Origin of the sequence: Corynebacterium tuberculostearicum (genome assembly GCF_030229345.1) — a bacterium.
GTDB lineage: Bacteria > Actinomycetota > Actinomycetes > Mycobacteriales > Mycobacteriaceae > Corynebacterium > Corynebacterium tuberculostearicum_G.
In genome coordinates, this window is the sequence record NZ_JASPGP010000002.1 from 92,342 (window position 1) to 116,355 (window position 24,014).

General features: G+C 57.3%; 24 protein-coding genes. 16 read left to right on the plus strand and 8 right to left on the minus strand.

All coding sequences use genetic code 11. The features are described 5' to 3' along the window. Positions 1-30: 30 nt before the first annotated feature. The 3 genes from QP884_RS02010 (at position 31) to QP884_RS02020 (ending at position 2,590) form a co-directional block, all read left to right on the plus strand. On the plus strand, positions 31-285 hold the full coding sequence (locus QP884_RS02010) for a hypothetical protein (RefSeq protein ID WP_284820439.1): 255 nt from the start codon (positions 31-33) through the stop codon (positions 283-285). A gap of 1,008 nt (positions 286-1,293) precedes the next feature. Further along, positions 1,294-2,034 carry a hypothetical protein gene (locus QP884_RS02015; protein ID WP_284820440.1) on the plus strand — a complete coding sequence of 247 codons (741 nt, stop codon included), beginning with the start codon at positions 1,294-1,296 and terminating at the stop codon, positions 2,032-2,034. Positions 2,035-2,197: 163 nt separating this feature from the next. Further along, positions 2,198-2,590 (plus strand): hypothetical protein, encoded by a 393-nt coding sequence (locus QP884_RS02020; RefSeq protein ID WP_284820441.1) that lies wholly within the window; start codon positions 2,198-2,200, stop codon positions 2,588-2,590. Positions 2,591-3,271: 681 nt separating this feature from the next. Here the strand turns inward: QP884_RS02020 and QP884_RS02025 are convergent. Further along, entirely contained in the window at positions 3,272-3,688 is a 417-nt protein-coding gene (locus QP884_RS02025; RefSeq protein ID WP_284820442.1) for a hypothetical protein, read from the minus strand. 80 nt (positions 3,689-3,768) lie between these two features. After that, positions 3,769-5,208, minus strand: coding sequence for a recombinase family protein (locus tag QP884_RS02030; RefSeq protein WP_284820443.1), 1,440 nt, complete (start codon positions 5,206-5,208; stop codon positions 3,769-3,771). A gap of 24 nt (positions 5,209-5,232) precedes the next feature. On the opposite strand from QP884_RS02030, the gene QP884_RS02035 reads away from it, so the two are divergent. From QP884_RS02035 to QP884_RS02050, 4 genes are read left to right on the plus strand one after another with little or no spacing between them, the layout of a single operon-like run. Beyond that, positions 5,233-5,424, plus strand: a complete 192-nt coding sequence (locus QP884_RS02035; RefSeq protein WP_434736445.1) for a hypothetical protein — start codon at positions 5,233-5,235, stop codon at positions 5,422-5,424. 10 nt (positions 5,425-5,434) lie between these two features. Continuing rightward, on the plus strand, positions 5,435-5,743 hold the full coding sequence (locus tag QP884_RS02040) for a thiamine-binding protein (protein ID WP_005323373.1): 309 nt from the start codon (positions 5,435-5,437) through the stop codon (positions 5,741-5,743). Next, positions 5,744-6,670 carry a tetratricopeptide repeat protein gene (locus tag QP884_RS02045; RefSeq protein ID WP_284820444.1) on the plus strand — a complete coding sequence of 309 codons (927 nt, stop codon included), beginning with the start codon at positions 5,744-5,746 and terminating at the stop codon, positions 6,668-6,670. Positions 6,671-6,690: 20 nt separating this feature from the next. Next, positions 6,691-7,083, plus strand: a complete 393-nt coding sequence (locus tag QP884_RS02050; protein ID WP_284820445.1) for a low molecular weight phosphatase family protein — start codon at positions 6,691-6,693, stop codon at positions 7,081-7,083. A gap of 4 nt (positions 7,084-7,087) precedes the next feature. Here the strand turns inward: QP884_RS02050 and glgB are convergent, their stop codons facing one another. Together glgB and QP884_RS02060 are read right to left on the minus strand one after the other, a co-directional pair. Beyond that, positions 7,088-9,205, minus strand: a complete 2,118-nt coding sequence (gene glgB, locus QP884_RS02055; protein ID WP_284820446.1) for a 1,4-alpha-glucan branching protein GlgB — start codon at positions 9,203-9,205, stop codon at positions 7,088-7,090. 44 nt (positions 9,206-9,249) lie between these two features. Further along, positions 9,250-11,259 carry a maltotransferase domain-containing protein gene (locus QP884_RS02060; RefSeq protein ID WP_284820447.1) on the minus strand — a complete coding sequence of 670 codons (2,010 nt, stop codon included), beginning with the start codon at positions 11,257-11,259 and terminating at the stop codon, positions 9,250-9,252. A 58-nt stretch (positions 11,260-11,317) separates the two neighbouring features. Here QP884_RS02060 and QP884_RS02065 point away from each other — a divergent pair, with 58 nt between their 5' ends. Genes QP884_RS02065 through QP884_RS02090 form a run of 6 tightly spaced genes read left to right on the plus strand, consistent with a single transcriptional unit; the run spans position 11,318 to position 16,965 of the window. Continuing rightward, positions 11,318-12,139, plus strand: coding sequence for an ABC transporter ATP-binding protein (locus tag QP884_RS02065; RefSeq protein WP_005327654.1), 822 nt, complete (start codon positions 11,318-11,320; stop codon positions 12,137-12,139). After that, on the plus strand, positions 12,136-12,963 hold the full coding sequence (locus tag QP884_RS02070; RefSeq protein WP_284820448.1) for an NUDIX hydrolase: 828 nt from the start codon (positions 12,136-12,138) through the stop codon (positions 12,961-12,963). The genes QP884_RS02065 and QP884_RS02070 overlap by 4 nt, the downstream gene beginning before the upstream one ends. Continuing rightward, positions 12,960-14,093 (plus strand): THUMP-like domain-containing protein, encoded by a 1,134-nt coding sequence (locus QP884_RS02075; RefSeq protein WP_284820449.1) that lies wholly within the window; start codon positions 12,960-12,962, stop codon positions 14,091-14,093. Before QP884_RS02070 ends, QP884_RS02075 begins: the two co-directional genes overlap by 4 nt. Positions 14,094-14,117: 24 nt before the next feature. Next, positions 14,118-14,900, plus strand: a complete 783-nt coding sequence (locus QP884_RS02080; RefSeq protein ID WP_284820450.1) for an electron transfer flavoprotein subunit beta/FixA family protein — start codon at positions 14,118-14,120, stop codon at positions 14,898-14,900. A gap of 8 nt (positions 14,901-14,908) precedes the next feature. After that, a complete protein-coding gene (locus QP884_RS02085) occupies positions 14,909-15,850 on the plus strand; it encodes an electron transfer flavoprotein subunit alpha/FixB family protein (protein ID WP_284820451.1) in 942 nt (313 codons plus the stop codon). Next, positions 15,850-16,965, plus strand: coding sequence for a cysteine desulfurase family protein (locus QP884_RS02090; RefSeq protein WP_284820452.1), 1,116 nt, complete (start codon positions 15,850-15,852; stop codon positions 16,963-16,965). Before QP884_RS02085 ends, QP884_RS02090 begins: the two co-directional genes overlap by 1 nt. Here QP884_RS02090 and QP884_RS02095 read toward each other — a convergent pair. Then, the gene (locus QP884_RS02095; RefSeq protein WP_284820453.1) at positions 16,962-18,131 is read right to left on the minus strand and encodes an HNH endonuclease signature motif containing protein; all 1,170 of its coding nucleotides are present in this window, start codon (positions 18,129-18,131) and stop codon (positions 16,962-16,964) included. The genes QP884_RS02090 and QP884_RS02095 overlap by 4 nt on opposite strands. 208 nt (positions 18,132-18,339) lie before the next feature. Here QP884_RS02095 and QP884_RS02100 point away from each other — a divergent pair, with 208 nt between their 5' ends. Next, positions 18,340-19,500, plus strand: coding sequence for a glycoside hydrolase family 25 protein (locus tag QP884_RS02100; protein WP_284820454.1), 1,161 nt, complete (start codon positions 18,340-18,342; stop codon positions 19,498-19,500). On the opposite strand, the gene QP884_RS02105 is transcribed toward QP884_RS02100, so the two are convergent. After that, positions 19,481-20,317, minus strand: a complete 837-nt coding sequence (locus tag QP884_RS02105) for a spermidine synthase (RefSeq protein ID WP_284820457.1) — start codon at positions 20,315-20,317, stop codon at positions 19,481-19,483. The genes QP884_RS02100 and QP884_RS02105 overlap by 20 nt on opposite strands. A 94-nt stretch (positions 20,318-20,411) precedes the next feature. Here QP884_RS02105 and mnmA point away from each other — a divergent pair, with 94 nt between their 5' ends. After that, entirely contained in the window at positions 20,412-21,497 is a 1,086-nt protein-coding gene (gene mnmA / locus QP884_RS02110) for a tRNA 2-thiouridine(34) synthase MnmA (RefSeq protein WP_150851060.1), read from the plus strand. Here mnmA and QP884_RS02115 read toward each other — a convergent pair. Further along, the gene (locus QP884_RS02115; RefSeq protein ID WP_005327668.1) at positions 21,490-21,858 is read right to left on the minus strand and encodes a PH domain-containing protein; all 369 of its coding nucleotides are present in this window, start codon (positions 21,856-21,858) and stop codon (positions 21,490-21,492) included. The two genes, mnmA and QP884_RS02115, sit on opposite strands and share 8 nt — an antisense overlap. A gap of 77 nt (positions 21,859-21,935) precedes the next feature. Here QP884_RS02115 and QP884_RS02120 point away from each other — a divergent pair, with 77 nt between their 5' ends. Further along, complete coding sequence (locus tag QP884_RS02120; RefSeq protein WP_284820459.1) at positions 21,936-22,850, plus strand: methionine synthase; 915 nt, start codon at positions 21,936-21,938, stop codon at positions 22,848-22,850. Here the strand turns inward: QP884_RS02120 and QP884_RS02125 are convergent. Next, positions 22,847-23,968: an AAA family ATPase gene (locus QP884_RS02125; protein ID WP_284820460.1), complete on the minus strand. Its 1,122-nt coding sequence runs from the start codon at positions 23,966-23,968 to the stop codon at positions 22,847-22,849. The genes QP884_RS02120 and QP884_RS02125 overlap by 4 nt on opposite strands. Between the last annotated feature and the right edge of the window lie 46 nt (positions 23,969-24,014).

The window sequence follows — 24,014 nt, forward strand, 5'->3', positions numbered from 1 at the left end:
TACTTAGCCGGATTAGAAAGGGTTTATTAAATGAAGGTTTATGCGAATGGCAAAACGCAGGAAGAGCAGGCCCGCCATAACCAAAATTATCGCCGTAAGCAGGCGGCTGCTCGAACCTGGATTGCTGATATTGCTAAGGCTCTTAATGAGCCAAAAGAAGACGTAGTGAAGTTTGATGCGGTGCGTGTTGCCGCGCTGATTAAGGAAGGATTCGAAGAGAGTGAGCGGCCTAGAGACTCGCATTCGGGAATATTTCACAGACCCGAAGCACAAGAAGCTAAGTAAGGCGCTTAGGGAAGAACTGGATTCAGAGGGCTTAAAGTACTGCTATTACTGCGAGACTGTTAAGCCTTTGAGTGAATATAACCGCAAAGGCAGCGGGTTCCGCCAACAGTGCCGTGAATGCCAACACGGTTACCACTATGCAAACCACGAGAGGGAATTAGCTCGTATGCGGAAATATAAGGCTGATAACGCTGAGGCTATTGCTGCACAGTGTAAGCGATACAGGGAGCTCAATCCGTTGCAAAGCAGAATTAGGAATGGTTATCGACGGGCTAAAGAGCTAGGGGCTCCTTTTGAAGAGTTCAAAGCAAAAGACGTTTACGAATACTGGCGGGCAGTGGGAATTGATCCTTGGGTTTCTGCGTACTCCGGCCAGCCCTTAACTCCAGAGAATTACGGGCTAGACCATATTATTCCGCTGAGTGTACCTGATACGCCAGGTCACACCCCGACAAACCTGGCACCCTGCACGCAATCCGAGAATAAACGAAAGTTTAATCGGAAAGTTTTACCGTTCCGTCTACTAGCCCTTTTAGCCCTGAGTGAGGAGAAGAGTGAAGAAGCTGATTGCCAACAATCCCTACACCCCTAGGCTGCAAGACCCGCCACCATCGAAATTGCCTTGTAGTCAAGATGATTTAGCCCGCCCCGCCCCAGAGTGTGGCGGGGTTTATTTTTACCCGCTCTCAGTGGAAGAGCAACAGCTCATGTTCTACGGAAAGGAAGGATAAGTTATGAGTTATATACCGTTAAACGGCTCGAAAGTGATTGAAAAAGCGAACGGTGAATTAGAACGCCGTCAAACACCCGCCACTGTGCTACGAGAGGCATTGACCGGGGTTAATGAGGACGCCGCCGATGGTTCTAACGGAGCTACGAAGTCAGAGCCTGTCAGAAAAGCAGTGGACCCAAGTCAGGGAACCGGATACCCGGGCAAATCGCAACGTCCGGACCCACTCATGGACGCGCTAATGAAGGCTGTTTATTAATAAGAAGGAGTTTATGAATATGTCGAACGTTGAATCTTGGAATCTGAAGCACCCAAAAAAGGTCAAAGACCTGCTAGAAGCTCAAGCTAAGCTCGAGGAAGCGGTACACGCCCCCTCGCCAAGTACCGGTGGTTTCCTGAGTGCTGACACTCTCGAAGCTGCTCTGAACGAGCATACGCTTCACGCCCTTTATCATGGCGATGAACGTCGCCAAGCTATCAACCTAGCGCGAAACACTATCGAACGTCAGTTAAAGGCTGAAGTAAATAACAACCTTGATAATTATGTGAAGCAGGTTGAGGCAATCTTTAACCCTGCTGCTGAAGCTTATGCAGAGGCTGTAGAGCAGTTGCCTTCCTCTAAGTTCACCGCTGAGGAAGTACTGGGGTTTAGTCAATCACAGCGGGAGGCCTATCATACCGCCCGAGAGGCAGCCGGTGTTATCAGCTGGGCGGCTAACTGGTTGTGGGAACTGCTAGACCTTCCTGGGCAGAGCCTGGGGAACTGGGGTAAGTGGTTCCTGGTATGCGCTCCCGAGTCTGTGGCTGGACTTACCTGTCTATTCCTTGAGGAGGAGCACACTGGGGAGAAGGGGTATGACGCCCTCCTACCGCCCCTCCTACGGGCCCTGCGTGAGGGTGCATATCTGCGTATCGCTACGCCTTCGCAGGCACGTGCAGACGCAGAGGAGCAGGAGCGGGCGCGTACGGAGATGAGCAATGAGGCTTGGCTAACCCTACGCCGTAGCCTAAAGCTATAAACCTCTAAGGGCCATTGGGGAGCCCGAGCATTAAGGCTCCCTAAAATGCCCTCTGAGCAGGCAATATGTCCTGTTAGTTGGTGGTCCCCCACCATGGGGGCCCCACCGGGTATACCCTCGCCCCCAAAAGGAAGACCGGGGAGTATTGCGTGCGCTCCTTTGTATGCTGTTTATTTATGGATTTTTAAGAAAGTTGGTTATTTTGATTGGAGAATTTGGAGAGGCTGGCACCCGGTTAGTGGAAACTATTACCAATACGTTTGATTTTAGTGAGGAACCTGGAAAGCTGGCGATCCTTGAACGTGCGGCTCGAACTGCGGACACGATAGCCGCCCTCGAGACTGAGGCGGCTACTCAATCCCTGACTGCTAAGGGAAGTATGGGGCAGGCTGTGATTAACCCTTTGGTTGCCGAAGCTCGGGCACAGACTTCTTTGCTTGATAAGCTTTTGAAGAGCCTCGGGCTCCCTGATACGGATGAGGATACCGCAGCAAAGGCAGAGCAAAGGCGACGGCAGGCTAAGAAGGCAGCTCAAACGAGGTGGGGGAACCGATGACTATCCGCAAGGGTTCACAGCGGGGTGTGTCTCCGGCTGATGTTGCTGTAAGGGTTCCAGTGGAGACATATCCTGTGGAAGTCCCTTTTTCTGAGTGGGCTGAGGAGACAAAGGCGTATTGTTATCTAATCGCTGGCAACACAGACCACGGGTATGTTTGCGAAGCTGGTGAGATTGCAGGGGTGTCTTTGGCCGATTGGTTCCGCGCGGTGTTTGCTACCGACCTAGGCTCTGCCCCGGCTGGGGTGCAATGGATAGCTCCTCGAGAAGAATAAGCTGTTTCCATGCCCTACGGGCCTACTAGGCCTGTGGGGTTAGGCCTATGGGCTCGTTGATAGGCCCTAAGGCCTGTTGGGGATGCGGGCTCCTCGGTTGAGGGAACTCAACCACAGGTTGATTCCCGTTGATACGCTCCTCGGCTTTGCCTGAATTGCGCCTCGAGCTCTGCTCTGTGGTGCTGTGGGGCTGATTTTGGCTGATTTTCCACCCTATCTGAACTGCATGTTTAGAAACGCTAATTCGCTGTATTGCCATTTAAGGCGATTTAAAATTTCTTTGGACTAATGGCCCGGAGAGTTATTTTCATTCTCTTAGGGGGCTAATGAGAGGGCCTGTTTTCCTGACTTTTCAGGCGTGGGAGATTGAGGCTTTCTGTGTTGGTGTGCTCTGTGGGGCTGAATGCTACGGCTTCTTAGGGCCCTTTGTGTCCCATTTCCGCTTGAACCTTTCAAACTCCTCTTTAGCTTCGTTTAGTGCTTGTAGAGATTTTTCATTTTCTGTTAGTTCATGCTTTCTTTGCCTAAGAGTTATCACACCAACAGCAACTTGACCTAGGAGAGTACCTATTAGGGCTGCACCACTGGCAAGGGATAGGAATCTGAATAAGCCGGTTACCTCTTGCCAGCTATTGCCGTCCCCAAGGTGCCATAGTGCGAACAGTGAGAATCCTACTGAGAAGACGGTAGCTAAGGTTCCTAAGGTGAATAGGATTACCGATAGTTTGCTTCGGGCGTTTGTTTGGTTTAAACCTCGGTCTAGGTGGATTGATATAAACACCACTGACCCCAACCCAACTACCGCCTGAAAGTAAGCAACCATAGGAGCTATTTTAGTTACCCTGTTGGGTCTTTAGATGTAAGGATATATCTCCTATCCGACCATAGGCACCGGAGCAGTGGCTAAGGCCTGTTTACCAACCGTTGTTTCAGGTCCTCAGGAACAATAAGCTCAACCTCTTGGATTCCTGGCCGGTTTCGGTATCCGCGTGAGAGTTGGCGCGCTCTAACACGTACTCCGATGCTGATTAAGAGTTGCCTACGTCCTTCGAGGTCTAGTGCATCCCACTTTTCCCGGTAGGTTTCACCCGTGGGAATCCATTCAACTTTATCTTCGGTCACTTCCTGAGCTTCTAGAACTTTGATTCTGTTTTCCAGTGTTTCAAGTTGTGCGAATAATGCTTTTCTAGCGGTTGATGTAGTAGCCGTGGTGATGAATTCTGAAAGGTCTGTGTAGGTGTCTTGTGCTTCCTTGAGCTCTTGGGTTAGGTCTGAGCCTCGGGTTACCTTCTTCTCCAGAACCTCGTAGTCGCCTAGGATTTCGTGGAACTGCTCGTTTACTGTGCCTAGGACTTGCTCATCATTCACACTGAGTTGTTTACACTTGTTAGCGCATGTGTAAGACCCGCTAGGCTTGTTTCGGTAGCGTTTGTGGTGCATGTTGCCACCGCATTCCCAACACTCGAGTACGCCTAAAAGTGGGCTTGTGCGGTCTGGTGCTACTTTTGCCCAACGCCTACCTTCGAGGGTGGCCTGAATCTTGTCCCACTCTTCCTTCGTGACAGCCGGAGGGCACCTGAGTACAGGTGTACCGTCTTCGTTGAAGATTGGTTTGCTTTCGTGCAGTGCCCATCCTAGGAGAGCCCTGGATTTTAGGATTCTTCCTAGTGTGCCGTGCCGCCACTGTGTAGGAGTGTCAGATATTCCAGCTTGAGCAGTGGGGATATTCTCTTTGTTTAGTTCGTCTGCGATTACGCGGATTGGTTTACCATTGATGAAATCCTCGATGATTCTTCTCAGAACGGGGAAGGTCTCGGGGTCTTTTTCCAGCGTGAAGCCGCCGGTGTTGATAGGTGAGGGGCGGTAGCCGTATGGGATTCTTCCACCATCCCAACGGCCTGACTCTCGTAGTTTCTTTTTTGAGGCTGTTACTCGTTCTTTAATAGCCTCGAGTTCGCCTTCAGCAACACCGGCGATGACGTTGGCAATCATGCGCCCTACCCAGGTGCTTAAGTCAATGTTTTCAGAGATTGAAACTAGAGTTTTATCGTTGTCTGTAACCCAAGCAAATAGTTTGTTGATGTTGATACTGTTGCGGGCTAGGCGGTCTAGTTTCCAAGCCACAAGGATGTCCCACTCGTTACTAGCGGGTTCTTTGAGGTAGGGGCCTAGTGCTGGCGTGTCAAACGGGGAAATTGCGCCTGATACGTCAACATCCTCTGCCCAGGCCACTATTTCGTGGTTGTTGGTCTTAGCCCAGTTTTCGATGAGCTCTCTTTGTCGTTCTACGCTGGTAGATTCTTCGCTCGACCTTGACAATCTGATTCTTCCGAGTACTCTCATAGTTAATAGAGAGTATCACTTTCGCTGGAGACTCATGGCGAGCCCTATGTCATGCGGCATATCGGCTCTGCTCGTGCCCAGAAGTATTACGTCTGCCCGGGGTGTAACCAGAACATCCCACCCGGGGTGGCACACATCGTTGCCTGGCCGCGGGACGTGGGCCGCCAGGGCGACGATCGCCGGCACTGGCACCGCCACTGCTGGGAGCGTAGGTAGACTAGCGGGCATGATTGTTGCATTTTCTGTAGCCCCTGCGGTGGTCAATAATGACTCCCAAGAAATGGCCGATGCTGTGTCCGAGGCCGTGCGCGTGGTCCGCGAATCCGGCCTGCCTAACGAGACCAATGCCATGTTCACCTTGCTCGAAGGCGAATGGGACGAGGTCTTTGACACGATTAAGAAGGCCACCGATGCGGTGCGTGCGGTTTCCCCGCGCACCTCTTTGGTGGTTAAGGCCGATATTCGCGAAGGCGTAACTAACCAGCTAACGGACAAGGTAGATGCGGTTAACCGCCGCCTTGCAAAGGAGGACTAGATGACTTCACCAAATAATGCTTATGTAGGAGGAGCGCTCGACCTCAGCCAAGTCAAGGCGCGAGCCGAGGCTCGGCAGAAGGCGCAGGAATCGCCGCAGCCAAGTGCCGGCGGCGTCCAGCCCTTCTTCGCGGTAACCGAGGCCAACTTCGACCAAGATGTGGTTCGCCGGTCTACGGAAGTTCCGGTCGTGGTCCTCATCGGTACTGCTCGCTCTACCCAGTCAGAGCAGTTGAAGACTGACCTTGCGGATTTGGCCGCGCAAGGAAACTTGAGCTTCTTGGTTGCTTACGTGGATGCGGATGCTACTCCGCAGGTTGCGCAGGCCTTTGGTGTGAAGAACCTGCCGACAGTCGTGGCCTTGGGTGCTGGCCAGCCACTGACCAATTTTGAGGGCGCGCAACCCAAAGAAGCCCTAAAGCAATGGGTCGATACCTTGGTGCAGAATGTTGGTCCACAGCTGAAGGGCTTGCAAGGCAATGAGGCATCGGAACAGCCACAGGAGGAAGAAGAGGATCCGCGGCTCCAGGAAGCAGAAAGCTTCTTGAATGCCGGCGACTTTGATGGCGCTCTCAACGTCTACAACTCCATCTTGGAATCTGAGCCCGATAATGTGCAGATCAAGCAGGCGCGCGACACCACAGTCTTGCTCAAGCGCCTCGACCCTGCCAACCAGACCGAGGATCCGATTGCGGCCGCGGAAGGGGATAAAGGGGACGTCGATAAGCAAATGCGGGCTGCCGACGCCGAAGTGGTAGCCGGAGCCCCAGAAAAGGCCTTTGATCGCCTCATCGAGACGATGAAGACAACGGCCGGCGACGAGAAGTCCCGCGTACGCGAGCGCCTGCTGGAGCTCTTTGGGCTCTTTGAGCGCAATGACCCACGCGTCCTGGAGGCGCGCACCAAGTTGGCGAGCGCCCTGTACTAGCTTGGGTAGCATGGGAAAGCATGACTTCAGTGCTTTTTCTTTGCAATACCAACCGAGGCAAGTCGCAAATGGCAGCAGCACTCGCCCTCAAACATGCACCAGATTGGGATATTTACTCTGCTGGCGTGCAAACTACCGATGAGCACGTCAAGCAGGGAATCAACAAAGAGGCGAAAGCTTCCCTGGCGAAGGTGGGAGTAGAGATGTCGGGTACGCCCACTCTCGTGGATCCCCAGATTGCCGCAATTGTTGACCACGTGGTGGTGGTAGGCGATGCGGATTATGATGGCCCAGCGCAGAGGTGGGACATCGAGGATCCATCGCTACGCGGATTGGAAGGGGAAGAGCGCATGGACGCGCTGCGCGATGATATCGACGCCCGCGTGGCGGAGTTCGTGTGCGCGCAGCGGTAGCTCTTTAGCCTTTCAAGACATACCACTGCACGGAATTGGCCGGCAGATGCAGGGTCGTGGAGTTGTTCTCCACGCGGATGCGCTGGGGAAGTGGGTTCCCGGCGCCTTCATAGACGGCGTCGTCAGTGTTGAGCACCATCTGCCATTCGCCGTCGTGTGGAACCCAGAGGCCATAGTTGGGGATGGAAGAACCAGAAAGGTTGCACACGGCGAGCAGGGCAGAGCCGTCTGCGCCGTAGCGGACGTAGCCCAGAACGTTATTGGTCGAGTCATCCGCCTTGACCCATTGGAAGCCGTCCTGGTTGAAATCCTGGCTCCACAGCGCTGGGGTATCGCGGTAGACGAGGTTAATATCCCGCACGAGGCGCTTGATGCCTTGGTGCCATTCGCTGCCCCAACCGTCGAGGTTGCCCCAGTCCACGGAATTCCCCTCGGCCCACTCGGTAGTCTGGCCAAATTCCTGGCCCATGAAGAGCAGGTTCTTGCCGGGGTGGGAGAACATGTAGCCATAGAGGGCGCGGAGTCCGGCGGCCTTATTCCAGTCGTCGCCAGGCATGCGCTGCCACAGCGAGCCTTTGCCATGGACTACTTCGTCGTGGCTAAACGGCAACACGTAGCGCTCAGAATAGGCATAGACCATGGAGAAGGTGAGCTCGCCATGGTGATAAGAGCGGTGGATGGGTTCGTGCTTGAAGTACTCCAAGGTGTCATTCATCCAGCCCATATTCCATTTCAGGGAAAAGCCTAGACCGTTTTCAGAGGTGGGGGCGGTAACGCCCGGCCAGGAGGTGGATTCTTCAGCAATGGTGAGTACGCCTGGATGCGTGCGGTTGAGGGTGGCGTTGGTTTCCTGCAGGAATTGCACGGCCTCTAGGTTCTCGCGGCCGCCATGTTGGTTGGGCAGCCACTCATCGCGGGAATAGTCTAGGTAGAGCATGGAAGCCACGGCGTCTACTCGCAGGCCGTCGATGTGGAATTCTTCGGCCCAGTAGAGGGCGTTGGCCACGAGGAAATTGCGGACCTCATTGCGGCCGAAGTCAAAGACATAGGTGCCCCAATCGGCCTGCTCGCCGCGGCGGGGATCGGGGTGCTCGTAGAGAGCTTGGCCATCAAAGCGACCCAAGGCCCAATCATCCTTGGGGAAGTGTGCCGGCACCCAGTCCACGATGACGCCGATGCCATTCTCGTGCAGCGCGTTGACCAATTCACGGAATTCATCCGGCGAGCCCCAACGCGCAGAAGGCGAGTAGTAGCCAGAGACTTGGTATCCCCAAGACCCGCCGAAGGGATGCTCGGCCACGGGCAAGAGCTCGACGTGGGTGAAACCGTGTTCCTTGAGGTACGGGATGAGCTCCTCGCGAAGGCGGTTATAATTCGCCCCGACCTTCCACGAGCCGACGTGGACCTCATAGATGCTCATCGGGACATCGAGGTTGCCGGTGCGTTTGTCCATCCAGGCAGAATCGGACCAAGCGAAGCTGGTGGAATCCACGATCGAGTCCGTCTCCGGCGGGCAGGCGGTGCGCTTGGCTAGGGGATCGGCCTTGTCCTTGCGGCCCTCGTGGCTAAAGATAGCAAACTTATAGTGCTCGCCAGCACCGATACCGGGAACAAAGACCTCCCACACACCGGTAGAGCCTAGTGAACGCATTGGGTACTGGGTAGGATTCCAGCCACAGAAATCGCCTACTACGGCAACGCCCTGGGCATTAGGAGCCCACACGGCAAAGGAGACGCCGGACACGGTACCCATTTCGGTGTCATAAGAACGCAGGTTGGCGCCGAGGACATCCCAGAGGCGCTCGTGGCGGCCTTCCCCAATTAGGTGCAGATCCAGGGAGCCCACCGTGGGAAGGAAGTGATAGCCGTCTGCCACGGTGCGCGTAGGGGCCTCGGGGTAGGTGATCTCTAGGCGGTAATCGCAGTTATCGCCAATTTCCGCCTCCCAGATGTCATCGCCCACCGAATCCATGGAGAGGGTTTGCGTGGGGGTGTGCAGCTGGACCGCGGTAGCACCCGGTTGGCGGGTACGGATAGTACCTTCGTGCCAACCGTAGAAACCGTGCGGGTCATGGTGGCGGCAGTCATTGAGGCGAGCGAGGTCAGCGGCCGGGATAGTCATACAATCAGAGTACCTAGTTCGAGTGCGGTCCGGTGGGCGAATGTTTACGGGCGATAGTCGCTAACTACGCGCCAGGTGAGCTGTTCCTGGAGGTCGTGGTCGGCAGGGGGAAGGACGAAGACATGGGCGACGTCGCGAAGCGGCTCTAAGCGCACAAAGTTGCGCTCGGACCAGTGGTAGGCAGAGCCGGTAATCGTGTCTTGGACGGTATAGGACTCGCCGGGGTGGCGGCCGATAGCCTGCATATCTACCGTGACGGTGGCTTCTTGTGCATTGCGCGGATCCAGGTTGACCACAATGAGGACTACGTTGCCGGAGGCTGGATCCGCCTTCGAATAGGCAATGATGGCTTCATTGTCGGTGTCATGGAACCGCAGGGTGCGCAGTTGCTGCAAAGCGGGATTATCGCGGCGGATCTGGTTAAGCAGCCGGATATAGGACTCAAGGGAATCTCCTGACGCAGCCGCCGCCGCAAAATCGCGCGGGCGCATTTCGTACTTCTCAGAGTCGAGATATTCCTCAGAACCTGGGGCTACCGGGGTGTGCTCGTAGAGTTCAAAGCCGGAGTACACGCCCCATAGAGGCGACATGGTCGCGGCTAGGACAGCGCGAATGGCGAACATGGCACGACCACCGGTCTGCAGGGACTCGTGCAGGATATCCGGGGTATTAACAAAGAGGTTGGGGCGGCAGATATCTGCCTGGTCGACGTGCATCTGGCCAAACTGGGTGAGCTCATGTTTAGAGGTCTGCCAGGTGAAGTAGGTATAGGACTGGGAAAAGCCCGCCTTCGCTAGACCGAAGAGGCGAGGCGCGCGGGTAAAGGCCTCCGCCAAGAAGATGACATCCGGATGGGTGGCGTGCACGCGGGTAATTAGCCAATCCCAAAAGTTTGCCGGCTTGGTGTGCGGGTTATCCACGCGGAATGTATTCACTCCGGCTTCCACCCAAATCATCAAGGTTTCATAGATTTCGTGGTAGATGGCATCAGGAGCGTTATCGAAGTTAAGTGGATAGATATCCTGATATTTCTTCGGCGGATTCTCGGCGTAGGCAATGGTGCCATCTGGAAGGACGGTGAAAAATTCTGGGTGGCTCTTCGCCCACGGATGGTCGGGCGACGCCTGTAGCGCGAAATCGAGTGCTACCTCCAAGCCGAGTTCCTGGGCGCGGGAGACCAGTTTCTTAAAATCCTCCATGGTGCCCAGGTCCGGATGGGTGGTGGAGTGGTCCTGGATGGCCCAGGGGCTTCCCACATCGCCGGGCTCGGCAACGACGGAGTTATTTTTTCCCTTTCGGTGCACCTTGCCGATGGGATGGATGGGCGGAAAGTACACCGTATCGAAGCCCATATCGGCCACCCGCTCCAGTGCCTTGGCAGTGGTGGCAAACGTGCCGTGGACTGGATTTCCCTCTTCATCCCAGCCTCCCGTGGAGCGGGGAAAAAGCTCGTACCACGAGCTATATAGTGCGGCCGGGCGCTCCACATATACCTCGTGGATTGCGCCCTCCACCAGCAGGTCGCGCAGGGGATGCGAGTGCAGGATGCCTGTTACCTCCTCCGAGAGCGCTACCTGCACGCGCTTATCGACGTCCAAGGACTCATCCTCCAAGTCCCGAGCGGCCGCAAAGAGCGGTTCCACCACATCCGACGGGGTTTGCAGCGCCGCGCGAGAAAACAACTCTGCGCCATGCTGCAGGTCATTGGCCAGCTCGGCCGCGGATTGCCCGGCCGCCATCTTCTTGGTTACGGCGTTCTTCCACGTGGCGATGGGATCGGACCAGGCGTCGACGCGGAAGTACCAGGTGCCTTGGGTGCCCGGGGTAAATACGCCGTGCACGCGATCCTGGTCATCGGGATCAACCTGCATGGTGACCGAGGAGGTAGCCGTGGTCCGTGCCGCCCACGCAGACAGGGTTGCCGAGACCGCATCGTGGCCCTCGCGCCAGACGAGGGCGGTGACAGGAATTACCTCGCCTACAACTGCTTTGGAGGCTACAGAACCGGCGGAGATAAGTGGGCGGACATCGTCAATACCAAGGCGAGAAGTCATGCCCATAAGACTAATGCAGCTGTGTCAATTTCACCGGGCAAAGAACAAATCAGTCACAATGGAAGGCGTGAACGACGTAACTCCCACTGATCAAGATTGGCTCGTAGATTTTCGCGGCGTCGAGCTGCGCCGCGGCGGCAAGACCCTCGTCGGACCCGTGGACTGGCAAGTAGAGCTCGATGAGCGCTGGGTCATTATCGGCCCCAATGGCGCGGGCAAGACCTCGCTGGTGCGCATGGCCGCGGCCGAAGAGTTCCCCTCGAAAGGCACCGCCTTTTTGATGGGGGAGCAAATCGGCAAAACCGACATGCGCGATCTGCGCGCGCTTATCGGCATCTCCTCCGCGGCGGTGCAATCGCGGATTCCGGACACTGAGCGCGTGGACGATCTAGTTGTCTCCGCTGGCTACGCAGTGCTAGGCCGCTGGCGCGAAGAATACCAGGACATGGATTTCTCCCGCGCGGATGACATCTTGGCCCAAGTTGGCGCCACCCACCTCAAAGAGCGCACCTGGGGGACCCTGTCTGAGGGAGAAAAGAAGCGCGTCGTCCTCGCTCGCGCACTCATGTCTAACCCGGAGTTGCTCATTCTCGATGAGCCGTCCGCCGGAATGGACCTGGGAGGCCGCGAAGACCTGGTGGGATACCTTGGCAATCTAGCTATGGATCCCGATGCCCCAGCGATTGTCATGATCACCCACCACGTGGAGGAGATCCCCTATGGCTTCACCCACGCCATGCTGTTGGATGAGGGTAAAGTTGTGGCAAAAGGACTGATTAATTCCGTCCTCACCTCCGAAAACCTGACTCGCGCCTTCCACCAGCCCATTCAGGTGGACCGCATTGGACAGCGATACTTCGCCCGCCGAGCTTCTCTATGACCAATCCTTTTCATGACCGTCTCGATGCCATTGACGCCAGCGATACCACCGGCTTCCACGGTGGGCGCCTGGCGGCAACCGTCCTGCTCCTGCGGGACGGCGCTGACGGTCTTGAAGTGTGGGTACAAGAGCGCGTCCACACCATGCACAACTACCCGGGGCATTCAGTCTTTCCCGGCGGCGGCGTAGATCCGCGCGACTTTCCACCGCGTTCCTGGGACTCGGGCGAGCTATGGGCCGGAAAGTCTGTCATCTCCTTGGCGCGCCGGATGGGGGTGACCAAGTACAAGGCCCACGCCCTTGTTTTCGCCGCTGCCCGCGAGCTTTTCGAAGAGGCCGGCACCCTTTTCGCCATCCGCGAGGACGGCATTGTCTCCAATGCGCGGCGCTATCACAAAGAGCGAAAACTACTAGAAAACCACACCATTTCCTTTACCGAATTCCTCAGCAATAACGGAATGCGCGTCGACGCCGATATGCTCCTTCCTTGGGCGCGCTGGGTAGGAAAGGGGAAAAGCCATTGGTTCGACACCTTCTTCTTCGTTGGGGTGTTGCCCTCCGGCCAAGAACCCGATGGGGATACCGATGAAGCAGACGATGCTGGATGGTTCTCCCCGCAGCTCATCCTGGACGGCTGGCGCGCCGGGCTGGTGCGCCTTGTCATCCCCACGTGGGCACAGATGCAAAGGCTGAGCAAGTATTCCTCCGTACAAGAGGTCCTAGAGGACGCGTCCTTTTCGGACCTGCGCCCCGTCATTGGGGATCCACGCGAAGATCCCCGTTACCGCGAATTCTTTTCCACCACCCCTTTAGACCGAATATGAGTTATACCCCCGCAGAAGTCGATTTCCTTGCCGAACATCAAGAGGAAATAGCACACCTCGACCTCACCTTAACCAAGGCTTCTCGGCTCAAAGACACCGAAATCCTCAAAGCTAAGTTTGGTGAGTATGGCCGCGCAGTCATGGAGCTAGTAACCGCCCGCAGTTCCGGAAAGCTCCCGCACGATTGGCTTATGGACGCAGACTCTGCCCAGCAAGCAACCCCCATCGAAGTGGCGGCGTATCGGACGAAATTCCTCGCCGAGCAGGGGGTGCGCAGCGTCCACGACGTCACCTGTTCCATCGGCACCGAAGGCTATAATTCTCCGCTCGACTACATTGGCTCAGACCTGGATGAATCACGGGTAAGAATGGCGAGGCATAACCTTTCTTCCGCCAAGATTTTCCGTGCGGATGCGCTGACGACTACTACCACCGCCGATGTTCTCCTTGCAGACCCGGCCCGCCGCGCCGGTGGCAGGCGAATCACGCGGCCGGAGGATTTGGTGCCACCGCTCCCGGAGGTCGTCGATAAGCATCGCGACAAGGAACTGGCCATCAAGTGCGCTCCTGGCCTTGATTTTAGCGAGTGGGACGGCCTCGTCACCGTCGCGAGCGTCGATGGCGGGGTAAAAGAAGCCTGCCTTTATACCCCAGGCCTTGGCAGCGGTCGAAGAGCGGTAATGATTCGAGGAAACAAGCTGGATGTCCTCGACGACCGCGCAGATAACCTACCCGATGCTGGAGACATTGGCAGTTACCTCATCGACCCGGATGGGGCCATCGTTCGAGCGGGATTGGTCCAGCACTACGCGGCCAGGGAAGGGCTGCATCAAATCGATCCGCGCATCGCATACCTGACAGGAGAGAGGATTCCGGAGGGGACTTCGGGATTTCCATTCATAGAAAAAGTACCCCTAAAGAGATTAAAATCCGTACTTAAATCCTATGACGCAGGAAGCTTAGAAATCCTTGTACGCGGGGTAGAAGTGGACCCTGACCAGCTGCGGAAGAAGATGAAGCTGAAGGGGACGAGGCCTTTTGCGGTCATCATTACGCGAATTGGCTCACAGGGAATCGCCTTGCTGTGTCAACCCCGAGTATCATCGTCCGAGGATAATTACGCAACATAAATATATCGGAAAGGTGAGTGCCCAATGCCAACTATCGTGGCTCTGGTCAAACACGTGCCGGATACGTGGTCTACCAAGTCTTTGAACGATGACCACACCCTGGATCGCACCTCCGTGGATAACGTCATTGATGAGGTTAATGAGTACTCCGTGGAACAAGCCCTGCGACTGCGCGACAATAACCCCGATGCGGGCTACAAAGTCGTAGCACTGACGATGGGGCCGGCCCAGGCCGACGAGGCACTGCGTAAGGCTTTGGCTATGGGCGCCGACGATGCCGTGCTCATCTCCGATGATTCCTTGGCCGGAGCGGACGCGCTATCGACCGCGTGGACCCTCAACGCCGCGCTCAATCAGCTTGACGACGTCCAGCTGATCACCGCCGGCACCGAAGCTTCCGACGCCTCCACCGGCCTGCTTGCCGGTCTGCTCGCCGAATACCGCCAGCTGCCGGCCCTTACCGGCCTGCACAAGGTAGAGCTAGCTGACGGCACCCTGCAAGGAACCCGCGATGATGCGCGCGGCACCTGGGAACTCGAGGCGCCGCTGCCAGCGATCGTTACGGTGAACGATAAGAGCGACAAGCCACGATTCCCCAACTTCAAGGGTCTTATGGCAGCTAAGAAGGCGGAAATCACCACCTTCACCCTGGCTGACCTGGGCATCGAGGCCATCGCGCCGACAACTTCCGTGTCGGCCGCTGAGAAGCGCCCGCCGCGCACCGCCGGCGAAGTTATTTCGGAGCCCAACCCGCAAGATGCAGCGAAGAAGATCGCTGACTTCCTGTCCGCAAAGAACTTGATTTAGGAGTAGATATGTCGCACGTTTACGTACTAGTTGAGCACGACGCGGACAACCTCCTTCCCGTTACCGGCGAGCTGATTACGGCCGCGCGGGAATTGGGTACGGTGTCCGCAGTGGTCGTCGGCAAGCAGGCCGATAAGTTCGATGCCGACCTTGCCGCCCTCGGTGCCGCACAGGTGGTTCAGGCAACGGCCGAGGATTATGAACAGCGTTTCCTTACCCCGGAGGTTGATGCCCTGCATGCGCTTGGCGCTGCGAACCCAGCGCCCATCGTGCTGGCCGCAACTCCGGCCAATAACGAGATTGGCGGCCGCCTAGCCGCCCGCCTCGCCTCTGGCGCACTGGTCAATGTCAGCGGCATCGCCGCCGATGGCTCCGCCCAGATGACCATTTTTGGTGGTTCCTATGAGACCACTTCTACCGCCGCTGGCCAATGCCCGATCTACACTCTTCGACCGGGTGCGGTGGAGGCCGCACCACAGCAGGTGGAGGCGCAGCCGGCGCCGATGCCGTTGCCGGCCGCCACGGGCAAAGACGTCAAGGTAACTTCCTTTACCCCGGCACAGAAGTCCGCACGACCAGAAATTACCGAAGCCAAGGCGGTCGTCGCCGGCGGCCGCGGCGTGGGCGACGAGTTCGGCGCCGTTGTCGAGCCGCTTGCCGACGCCCTCGGGGCCGCAGTCGGCGCCACCCGCGACGTCGTCGATGAAGGCTTTTATGACGCCGCCTATCAGATCGGCCAGACCGGTGTTACCGTCTCGCCCGACCTCTACATCGGCTTGGGTATCTCTGGCGCTATCCAGCACACCTCTGGCATGCAGACTTCCGGCACCATTGTGGTGGTCAACCAAGACCAGGATGAGCCGTTCTTCCAGATCGCTGATCTCGGCGTCGTGGGCGACCTGCATGAAATCGCACCAGCCCTGACCGAGGAACTGAAGGCGCGCCAGTAATGCCGCACTACTTTGACTATGCCGCTACCCAGCCGATGCGCCAGAGCGCGATTGACGCGTGGGTGGCGGCGGCCGGCTCCCTCAATTCCGGCGCGCAGTATGGTTCTGGCCGCAAAGCACGGTCCGTGCTGGATGATGCCCGTGAAAAGGTGGCTTCCCTCCTCGGCTGCGAGCCCATCGAAGTCATCTTTACCTCTTCTGGCACCGAGGCGGACAATATCGCCATTCAGGGTCTCTACGCGGCTGGGCAAACAAACCGCATTATTTCTACCGATATTGAGCACCCGGCCGTGCGCGATACCGTCTCTAAGCTGGAGAAAACCGGAGCAGCTGTCGATATCCTTCCCGTCGACCGTTCCGGGCACATTGCAGATCTGTCGGCCCTAGACACGCTTGCCGACGTCGCTACCTGCATGTGGGCCAACAACGAGACCGGCGCCATTCAGCCCATTGAAGAGATAGCCACACGTGCGAATGCGACAGGCACACCCGTGCACGTGGATGCGGTGCAGGCCGTGGGCAAAGTTCCCATCAATTTTTCTGATCTAGGGATCACCAGCCTCGCCGCCAGCGCCCACAAGTTCGGCGGCCCCCGCGGCATCGGTCTGCTTTTGGCCAAGCGCAGTCCTGCGCCCAAGCCGATTGCCTACGGCGGTGGCCAAGAACGGGGCATCCGCCCTGGCACCGTGGACGTCGCGGGCGCTTCCGGTCTAGCTGCGGCGTTGGAGGAATCCGTCTCCGAAATCGCCTCCCAGGGTGAGCGAATTGCTGCTCTCCGCAATAAGCTGCGCGACGGAATTCTCGCCACCATCGACGACGTAGTGGTCAACTCTGCCGAGCCGTGCTTGCCTTCCCACCTGCACGTATCATTTCCCGGTGCTGATGGCGATAGCCTCATCATGCTGCTGGATTCCTTGCAGATCGAGGCCTCTACCGGCAGTGCTTGCAGCGCTGGCGTAAATCGCATGTCTCATGTCCTCGAGGCAATGGGCGTAAGTGAGGCGGAAGGAATCGGTTCCCTGCGTTTTACTCTCGGCAGGCTTACTTCGGACGAGGATGTTGACTACGTCTTGGCTCATCTTCCGGAGGTTATTTCACGAGCCCGTTCCGTCTAGCTATCATTCCTTTCTTTCGCCGCAGCTCGCCGGGCGGCGATAGCTCGGCCTACCGTTAGCGCCCAGTTCTTGTTCTTGGGCGCTAGCGGTCCATGGGGCTCATCGTATTCCCAGCGGCCATCGTCAAAGAGCCACACTATGTCTCCAGTATGCGGATCCATGATGTAGAAGGCGCCACCATCGGTTTTGATGTTGTGGTGATGCTGGCAGAGTGATGCCAAGTTGCTCCCCGCCGTTTTTCCTCCCTGTGCATGGTCAATTCGGTGGTCCTTTTGGCAATTTTCTGCGGGGCGATTGCAGCCCGGGAATCGGCACACGCCATCGCGGCCTTCTACGTAGGCGCCAATGAGCGGGGGAGTGACGTAGCTTTCGCTCTCCTTTACTTTGGCACGATCCATGTCTCGCGTCTGGGTGGGGCGCAGACTGTCGGCGGTCTCTGGGCTTACCCATCCGAATCCCCGGATAAATGCGGGAGCCGCCTCCTGGTCGTGGGCTCGGTACATGTGAAGAACCACTTTCGTCCGCGACTCTATTTCGCCCAGAATCAGCTTGGCTAGGGCTTCAGCTTTGGTGAGGTTATGTTCTTCGGCAGCCTTACTGACGTGTTCATCGATAGCTATCATGGTGGCTTCATCGAATTCGACTGCTAGTCCGGCCTTTCCGCCGAAGCTGGGGTAGGTGTAATAGGAGTTGTTCCCTGTGTCAGACCTCGTATCCTCTTTGGGGTTTGGGTCCTCTACAGCGATGAGGCCATTAAGTTTTCTCCGCAAATTCGTATTCGAAGGCAGTACCTGCCCGGGCTTAGTGGGGGTCAGGTAGCGGGCGAGCTCTTGGTCTATCCGCTCGAGAATTTCGGTCGGGATGTCACCAAGCTTGCTCAGCACGGCGTCGATAGTAATAAGACGAGAGAAATCCAGGAAGTAATAAGTTTCCTGGAGTGTCTTAGTAAGTGGTAGCTCTGCGAGTCGATAAAGGGCCATTGTTATGTCGCGTGTGCGTCGCTCGCTTAAGCCCGTTCGAGTAGAAAGTGTGTGGCAGGAGATATCGAAATCGTCTTCTAGATCTGGATTGACCTCTCTCCAGAATAGGTAATCTTGCTTTCTGATTTCTGTGGCTTTAACTGCTATGGGATCGTTGGGGTTATTGACTATGTAGTAGGCGTCCAAGATTAAATCCCCCGAATAGTAGAACAAGTGTGCGTAGCTTCATGGTGTTCATTTTAAGTCGTGTCCTGCCGCTTCGCAAGGGTTATGGGCAAATATGTGTTCTAAAAGGTTGTATTCCCAGAAGGGAGAAACGGAAGTAAGGAAAATTATGTCTAGTGGCGCGTGTTAAAGATGTGACTAGAGTGATTCCGTTGCTAGACTCACGCGCATGACATCAAAGAAGGCACTCCGAAAGAGCATTACTGCGGTGGTCACCGTGGCTGCACTAGCCGTAAGTGGTACCGCCGTCGCCCAGGCGGTGAGCTTCGGTGCACCTAAGGGCATTGACGTTGCAGCGCACCAGCATCCAGGCGGTACACCTATCGATTGGTCAAAGGTGCGTACCGACGGTCAGTCCTTTGCATTCGTGAAGGCTACCGAGGGCGGTGATTGGGTAAACCCCCACTATGTAGAGGATATTCAGGCGGCTAATGCTGCTGGACTCAAGACCGGTGCATACCACTACGCACGTCCGGCTGGCGACGCCAAGACTCAGGCGGCCAATTTTGCCGCGCAGATCGCCCTTGCCCCAGATCAGACATTGCCTCCTGCACTTGATATCGAGGTGGCGGAAGGAAAGTCTGCGGCACAGCTGGAGCAGTGGATTGAAGAATTTACTAGTGAGCTCAAGCGTCTTACCGGCCGCACGCCCATGATTTACACCTACAAGTACTTCTGGATGGGGCAGATGAATAACTCCCAGAAGTTCTCGGATATGCCACTGTGGCTTGCAGCCTATCAGGACCAGGCGCCTGAAGCGGTGGGCGGATGGAACGAGCTATCTTTCTGGCAGCGTTCTGGTTCTGGCAAGGTAGCAGGCATTTCTACCGACGTCGATATGAACCTGTTTAATGGTTCGAAGCAGCAGCTGCAGTCTTTCAGTGACGGCAATTACGTCGACGTCGGCGGCGCGCTAGAGCAGCTGGTTGTCAGCGATGGGCTTGACTTGAGCTCGGATAGTACGCCGCTCATCGGTGCTATTTTGGCCCTGGCGGCGGGGCTGATTGCGATTCCGCAGCTTGCCGACGCCGCCGAAAAGTCCGGCCTCGATCCCCAAGCGGCGGAGGGCCTGGCTGGCTTCGTAAAGACCCTTAAGGACAAGGATGCCCTTCCAGTGGAGGACCTGGGCGATATGGCTAAGGGCAATTTCTCTGTCAGCGACCTAGCTATCCTGCTGGACAATGCCGGTCACGTGAACAACGTTAAGTCAGGCAACGTCTCCGAGTCGGAGGTATCGGAAGCTAAGAATGCCGCCAAGAATGCCGGCGCTGACGTGCCTGATTTCGACGCGGCGCAGGTAGCTACGCTGCTTAATCGCGTGCTGCAGTAGCGCCAGCGAAAAACGTGCGGGTCCACTCCTCGTCCTTGTAATGGGCAGGAACGGCCCCGCCCAGGAGTGCCTTTGCCAGCTGGGCGGCTTCGACGGAGCCCTCGGCTGGCATTTCTTTATCCGAAGCCACCAAAATGATGTTCCCGTAGCGCCGACCCTTGAGCATCGGTGGGTCTGCGATGACGGCGAGGTGATCAAATACTTGATCTAGTCCCGCCAGTTCGCTCTTCGCCAGCTGTAGATCGGAATGGTCTCCGCAGTTGGCTACGTAGAGGCCGCCCGCCGCAAGCGATTGTTTTGCCGCCTTAAAGAACTCCACAGTGGTGAGGTTGGCTGGTGTCTTGTCGCCAGCAAAGACATCGCGGATGATGATGTCGCGGCTGGATGGAAGAAACCCCTCGGTTTCTTTGCGTGCTTCGCCGGCGCGGATCTTGACGGTAGGGGAACGGGGGACGTCGAAAAGCGTACGCACCAATTCGCCCAGCTTGGCGTCCAGCTCCACCACTGTGTGGCGGCTTCCCGGGAGCCTGCTAGCGAAGTAGCGCGGAAGGGAACACCCCGCGCCGCCTAGGTGGGTGACGCGGAGCTTATTCGCGGGCCGAGTATTGAGGTGCTCAACCGCCGCCGCAATCCAGCGCATGTACTCGAACTCGAGCTCCTCCGGTTCACCGAGCACAATGTGGCTGCTTGGCACGCCATTAACGTTGAGGATAAAGGCACCGTCGCGAAACTCATCCGGTACAACCTCGGCCGAGCCGGTAGAAATCTCGTAGGTGCCGGTGATTCCCGGATCGGTGGAAGCTCGCTTTCTGCCCATGTCACACAAGCTTAGGGAATGGATTCGATTTAAACCGCGTTGGGGCTAGGGAGTAGACTTTCGGGCCTGTAGTCAAGGTGAAATGGGGAGCACAATGCGAGTATTGGTTGCCATGTCCGGCGGCGTGGACTCATCGGTTGCCGCCGCCCGCGCAGTAGAAGCCGGCCACGAGGTGATTGGCGTTCACCTCGCCCTGCACAAAGACGCACAGCAGACCAGGGAAAAAGCCCGCGGATGCTGCTCATTGGAGGATTCGGCCGATGCCCGCCGCATCTGCGATAAGCTGGGCATTCCCTTTTATGTCTGGGACTTTTCGGAAGAATTCAAAGAAGAGGTCATCACGGACTTCGTGGATTCCTACGCCCGCGGTGAGACGCCCAATCCCTGCTTGCGCTGTAACGAGAAGATTAAGTTCCGAGCGCTGCTGCAAAAGGGCATGGCGCTTGGCTTCGATGCGGTTGCGACGGGCCACTACGCCACGATCGACGAGGACGGCTATATGCGCCGCTCCTTGGATGAGAATAAGGATCAGTCTTATGTGCTCGGCGTGATTTCGGCCGAGGAGTTGGAGCACTGCTTTTTCCCCATCGGCGATACCCCCAAGCCGCAGATCCGTGAAGAGGCTGCGGCGCATGGCTTTTCCACCGCGAAGAAGCCGGATTCCTATGACATCTGCTTCATTCCAGACGGCAATACGCAGGCCTTTTTGGGCGCCCGCATTGGGCTGCGCCCCGGCATGATCGTGGATCAAGAGGGTACGGAGCTCAAGGAGCACGATGGCGCGTGGAATTACACCATCGGTCAGCGCAAGGGCCTGGATATTAAGGCGCCGGCTGCCGACGGCCGCCCTCGCTACGTCACCGATATTGATGCTGCTACCGGCACGGTTACCGTCGGTGCCCGCGAGGACCTGGCCGTCACCTCTATCCAGGCCGATCGTCTGAAGTATCTCCACCCAGGCATGGATGGGGATTTCGAGTGTGAGGTTCAGGTGCGCGCACACGGCTCCGTGGTGCCCTGTACCGCCCATGTTGACCGCGAGGCGGACGAGATGCGCCTCGAACTTAAGGAGCCGTTATCTGGTGTCGCCCGCGGCCAAGCGGCGGTGCTGTACTTGCCTTCGCCGGACGAGCTGGGAGACATCGTCATCGGCTCCGGCACCATCTGCGGAACTAATTAAGCACGCAGTTGGCAATGAGTCGGTCTAGGGCACGGACATCGATATTGGGGCCAATGTTGATTTTGAATTCGCCGGCCCTGGTCCACAGCTGCAGCTCCGCATTGAAGTCAAGAAGCTTTCCCGCGTTTTCCGTGGACCACATGGTGATGGAGGAATAGGGCAGGGAGTACATCTCCACCTTTTTGCCTGTAAGGCCTTGCGCGTCGCGGATGATGAGGCGCCTATTGGTAAATACGGCGGCATCACGGACGGTCTTGAAAGCGCAGACAGGATATTCCTGGTCAGCCAAGACGGTGGAAATGTCCTGAGGGATTTCGCACTCGTTGTAGAAGGTCCAGCCGGAGTATTTTTCCACGCCCATAGTAAGGTTCCTTTCCAAGTGATACGTCGCGTATCGAATAGATAATTCTGAGAAATAATACTAGCGCCGAGGTGAAAATGGACGCTTTTGGCTTAGGCCCCATGCCGGGATACTCCATGAGTGAGGCGGCAGAAATCGTGATGGGGGAGACGGGTGGTCTCCCGCACCTTCCGCAGTTGCCGGACCGCGGGATTCATGCCGGGGTCATTGGGCGAACGGCGGGCTTGTTGGAAGCAGTATCCATTGACCGTGGACCGCGCTCATGGGTGCTCAGCGATCGGCCGCAGCTCATCTCGCATCGGATTGGCGACCAGATGAGCCGGGACCTGGACGAGATTCAGGAGGTGTGGGGCGAGTCAGTTCCGCGCGTCAAGGTCCAAGCGGTAGGCCCGTGGAGTTTGGCGGCCGCTGTGGAGCTAGGAAACGGGCACCGCGCGATTACTGATTCGGGCGCTTTCCGGGACCTGTGTGGTGCTCTATTGGCCGGAATTCAGGAACACACGGCACAGGTAGCACAGCGCTTTGGGGCAGAAGTGCGAGTGCAGCTGGACGAGCCCCTGCTTGCCGACGTCCTTTCAGGCACCCTTCCAGGTACCACCGACTTCGATACGATTAGAGCTGTTCCCGCGGACCAGGTCAATGCGACACTGGCGGAGTTTGGCGCGGATTACTTAAGGCTTCGCGAGCCACTATGGGAAGTGGGAGCGAAGACGGTGCTGCTCGATTTCGCTGGTCTAGCCTCGCCTGAGCATCTCGATGGCTTGGGGCAGTGGATTGATGGTGGCTCTCGCGTTGGTCTCGGCGTGGCAGGGCACGATGCTCGCACGGAGGCTATTGCTATCGCGCAGCACTTCGACCGCATGGGGCTATCGCGGGAGCTAATTCCAGGGCAGGTTGATATCTTCCCGTGGCCAGTGGAAAAGTCCGCGCACAGCTATTCTTTAGCCGCTGAGGTGGCGGGCATCCTCATCCGTGACGCCGGCGATCTTTAATCGACGCGCCCGCGGCTATCCGTGGTGGTGAAGTACTCGCCCATATAGGGAATGACGTAGCGTAGCTTGCCATGTGCGGTGGGTTCGATGAGGTCGGCGTCGATAAGCCGCTGGCGGGTGGCTGACAAGGAGCGCACCGTGCGGTCCATGTGGCCCGCGATGTCTGCGATGGTGGCGATGCCATCGACTTCGACTGCGGCCATCGCTTCCAGGAACTCCCGCTGCGCCGGCGGCAGGGCCAGCGTCGCAGGCTGGTGCACCTGCGCGCCCATGATTGATATTGCATCTGGGGCAATAGAGGCAATTGTGTGCTGGGAAATGCCGCTTTCTTGGTTCCGGCGACTGCGCTCCCACGCCAGTGAGCCGACCAATTGCACGAGGTAGGGATAGCCGCGGGTGAGCGCGGCGGCGTCCGTAATCGCGCCCTGGCTAAACTCCAGCCCTGAGCCCGAGGCTGTATGTTCGAGCGCCTGCTCCGCATTGGCCGGCGATAAGGGGCCGAGCACGAATTTCTGGGCCCGGCGCAGGAAGGTGACCCCGGGCAGGTCCAGCAAGTGGTTGACCCCCTGCGGCAGGCCAGCGGCCACCAAGGCGATGTCGATTTCATCGCGCACCAAGTCTTGGTAGGCCACGGCGATGGTGGTGAGCTCTTCGACGTCGGCGTCTTGGACCTCATCGATGGTAAGGAGGATGCCGGTGCCGTTTAGCTCGGCGGATAGCTCGCGGAGGCGGGTATTCAACGTGGGGGTGAAGCGGTCTTCCTTCTGGTGGTCGAAGCCAATCGATCCTACGCCGCCGATGCCGATGCGGCTGACCTTCTTCTTATCGCTGGGCGAGAGCCGCTCGAGAAGCCTCGGAATCGTGGTGTTGACCAGTTCCTCCACCATGGTGGAGCGCCCAGAGGCACGCAGCGTTACCCAACCGCGCGCTTCAGCAATGTCTTCCAGCTCGTTGATGAGGACCGTTTTGCCGATGCCCCTAGCGCCGCTTAGCACCATGGAACGGGAGGCATTGCCTGCCGAGCCATCGAGGGCAGTGCGGAAACTATCGAGCACGATGCCGCGACCGACCCAGAACAGAGGAGGGGCGCCGAATGTCGGGCGGAATGGATTGTCCATGCGGTTAGTGTAACCCGTTTTATCGGAGATTTGGGAGACTTTCGGC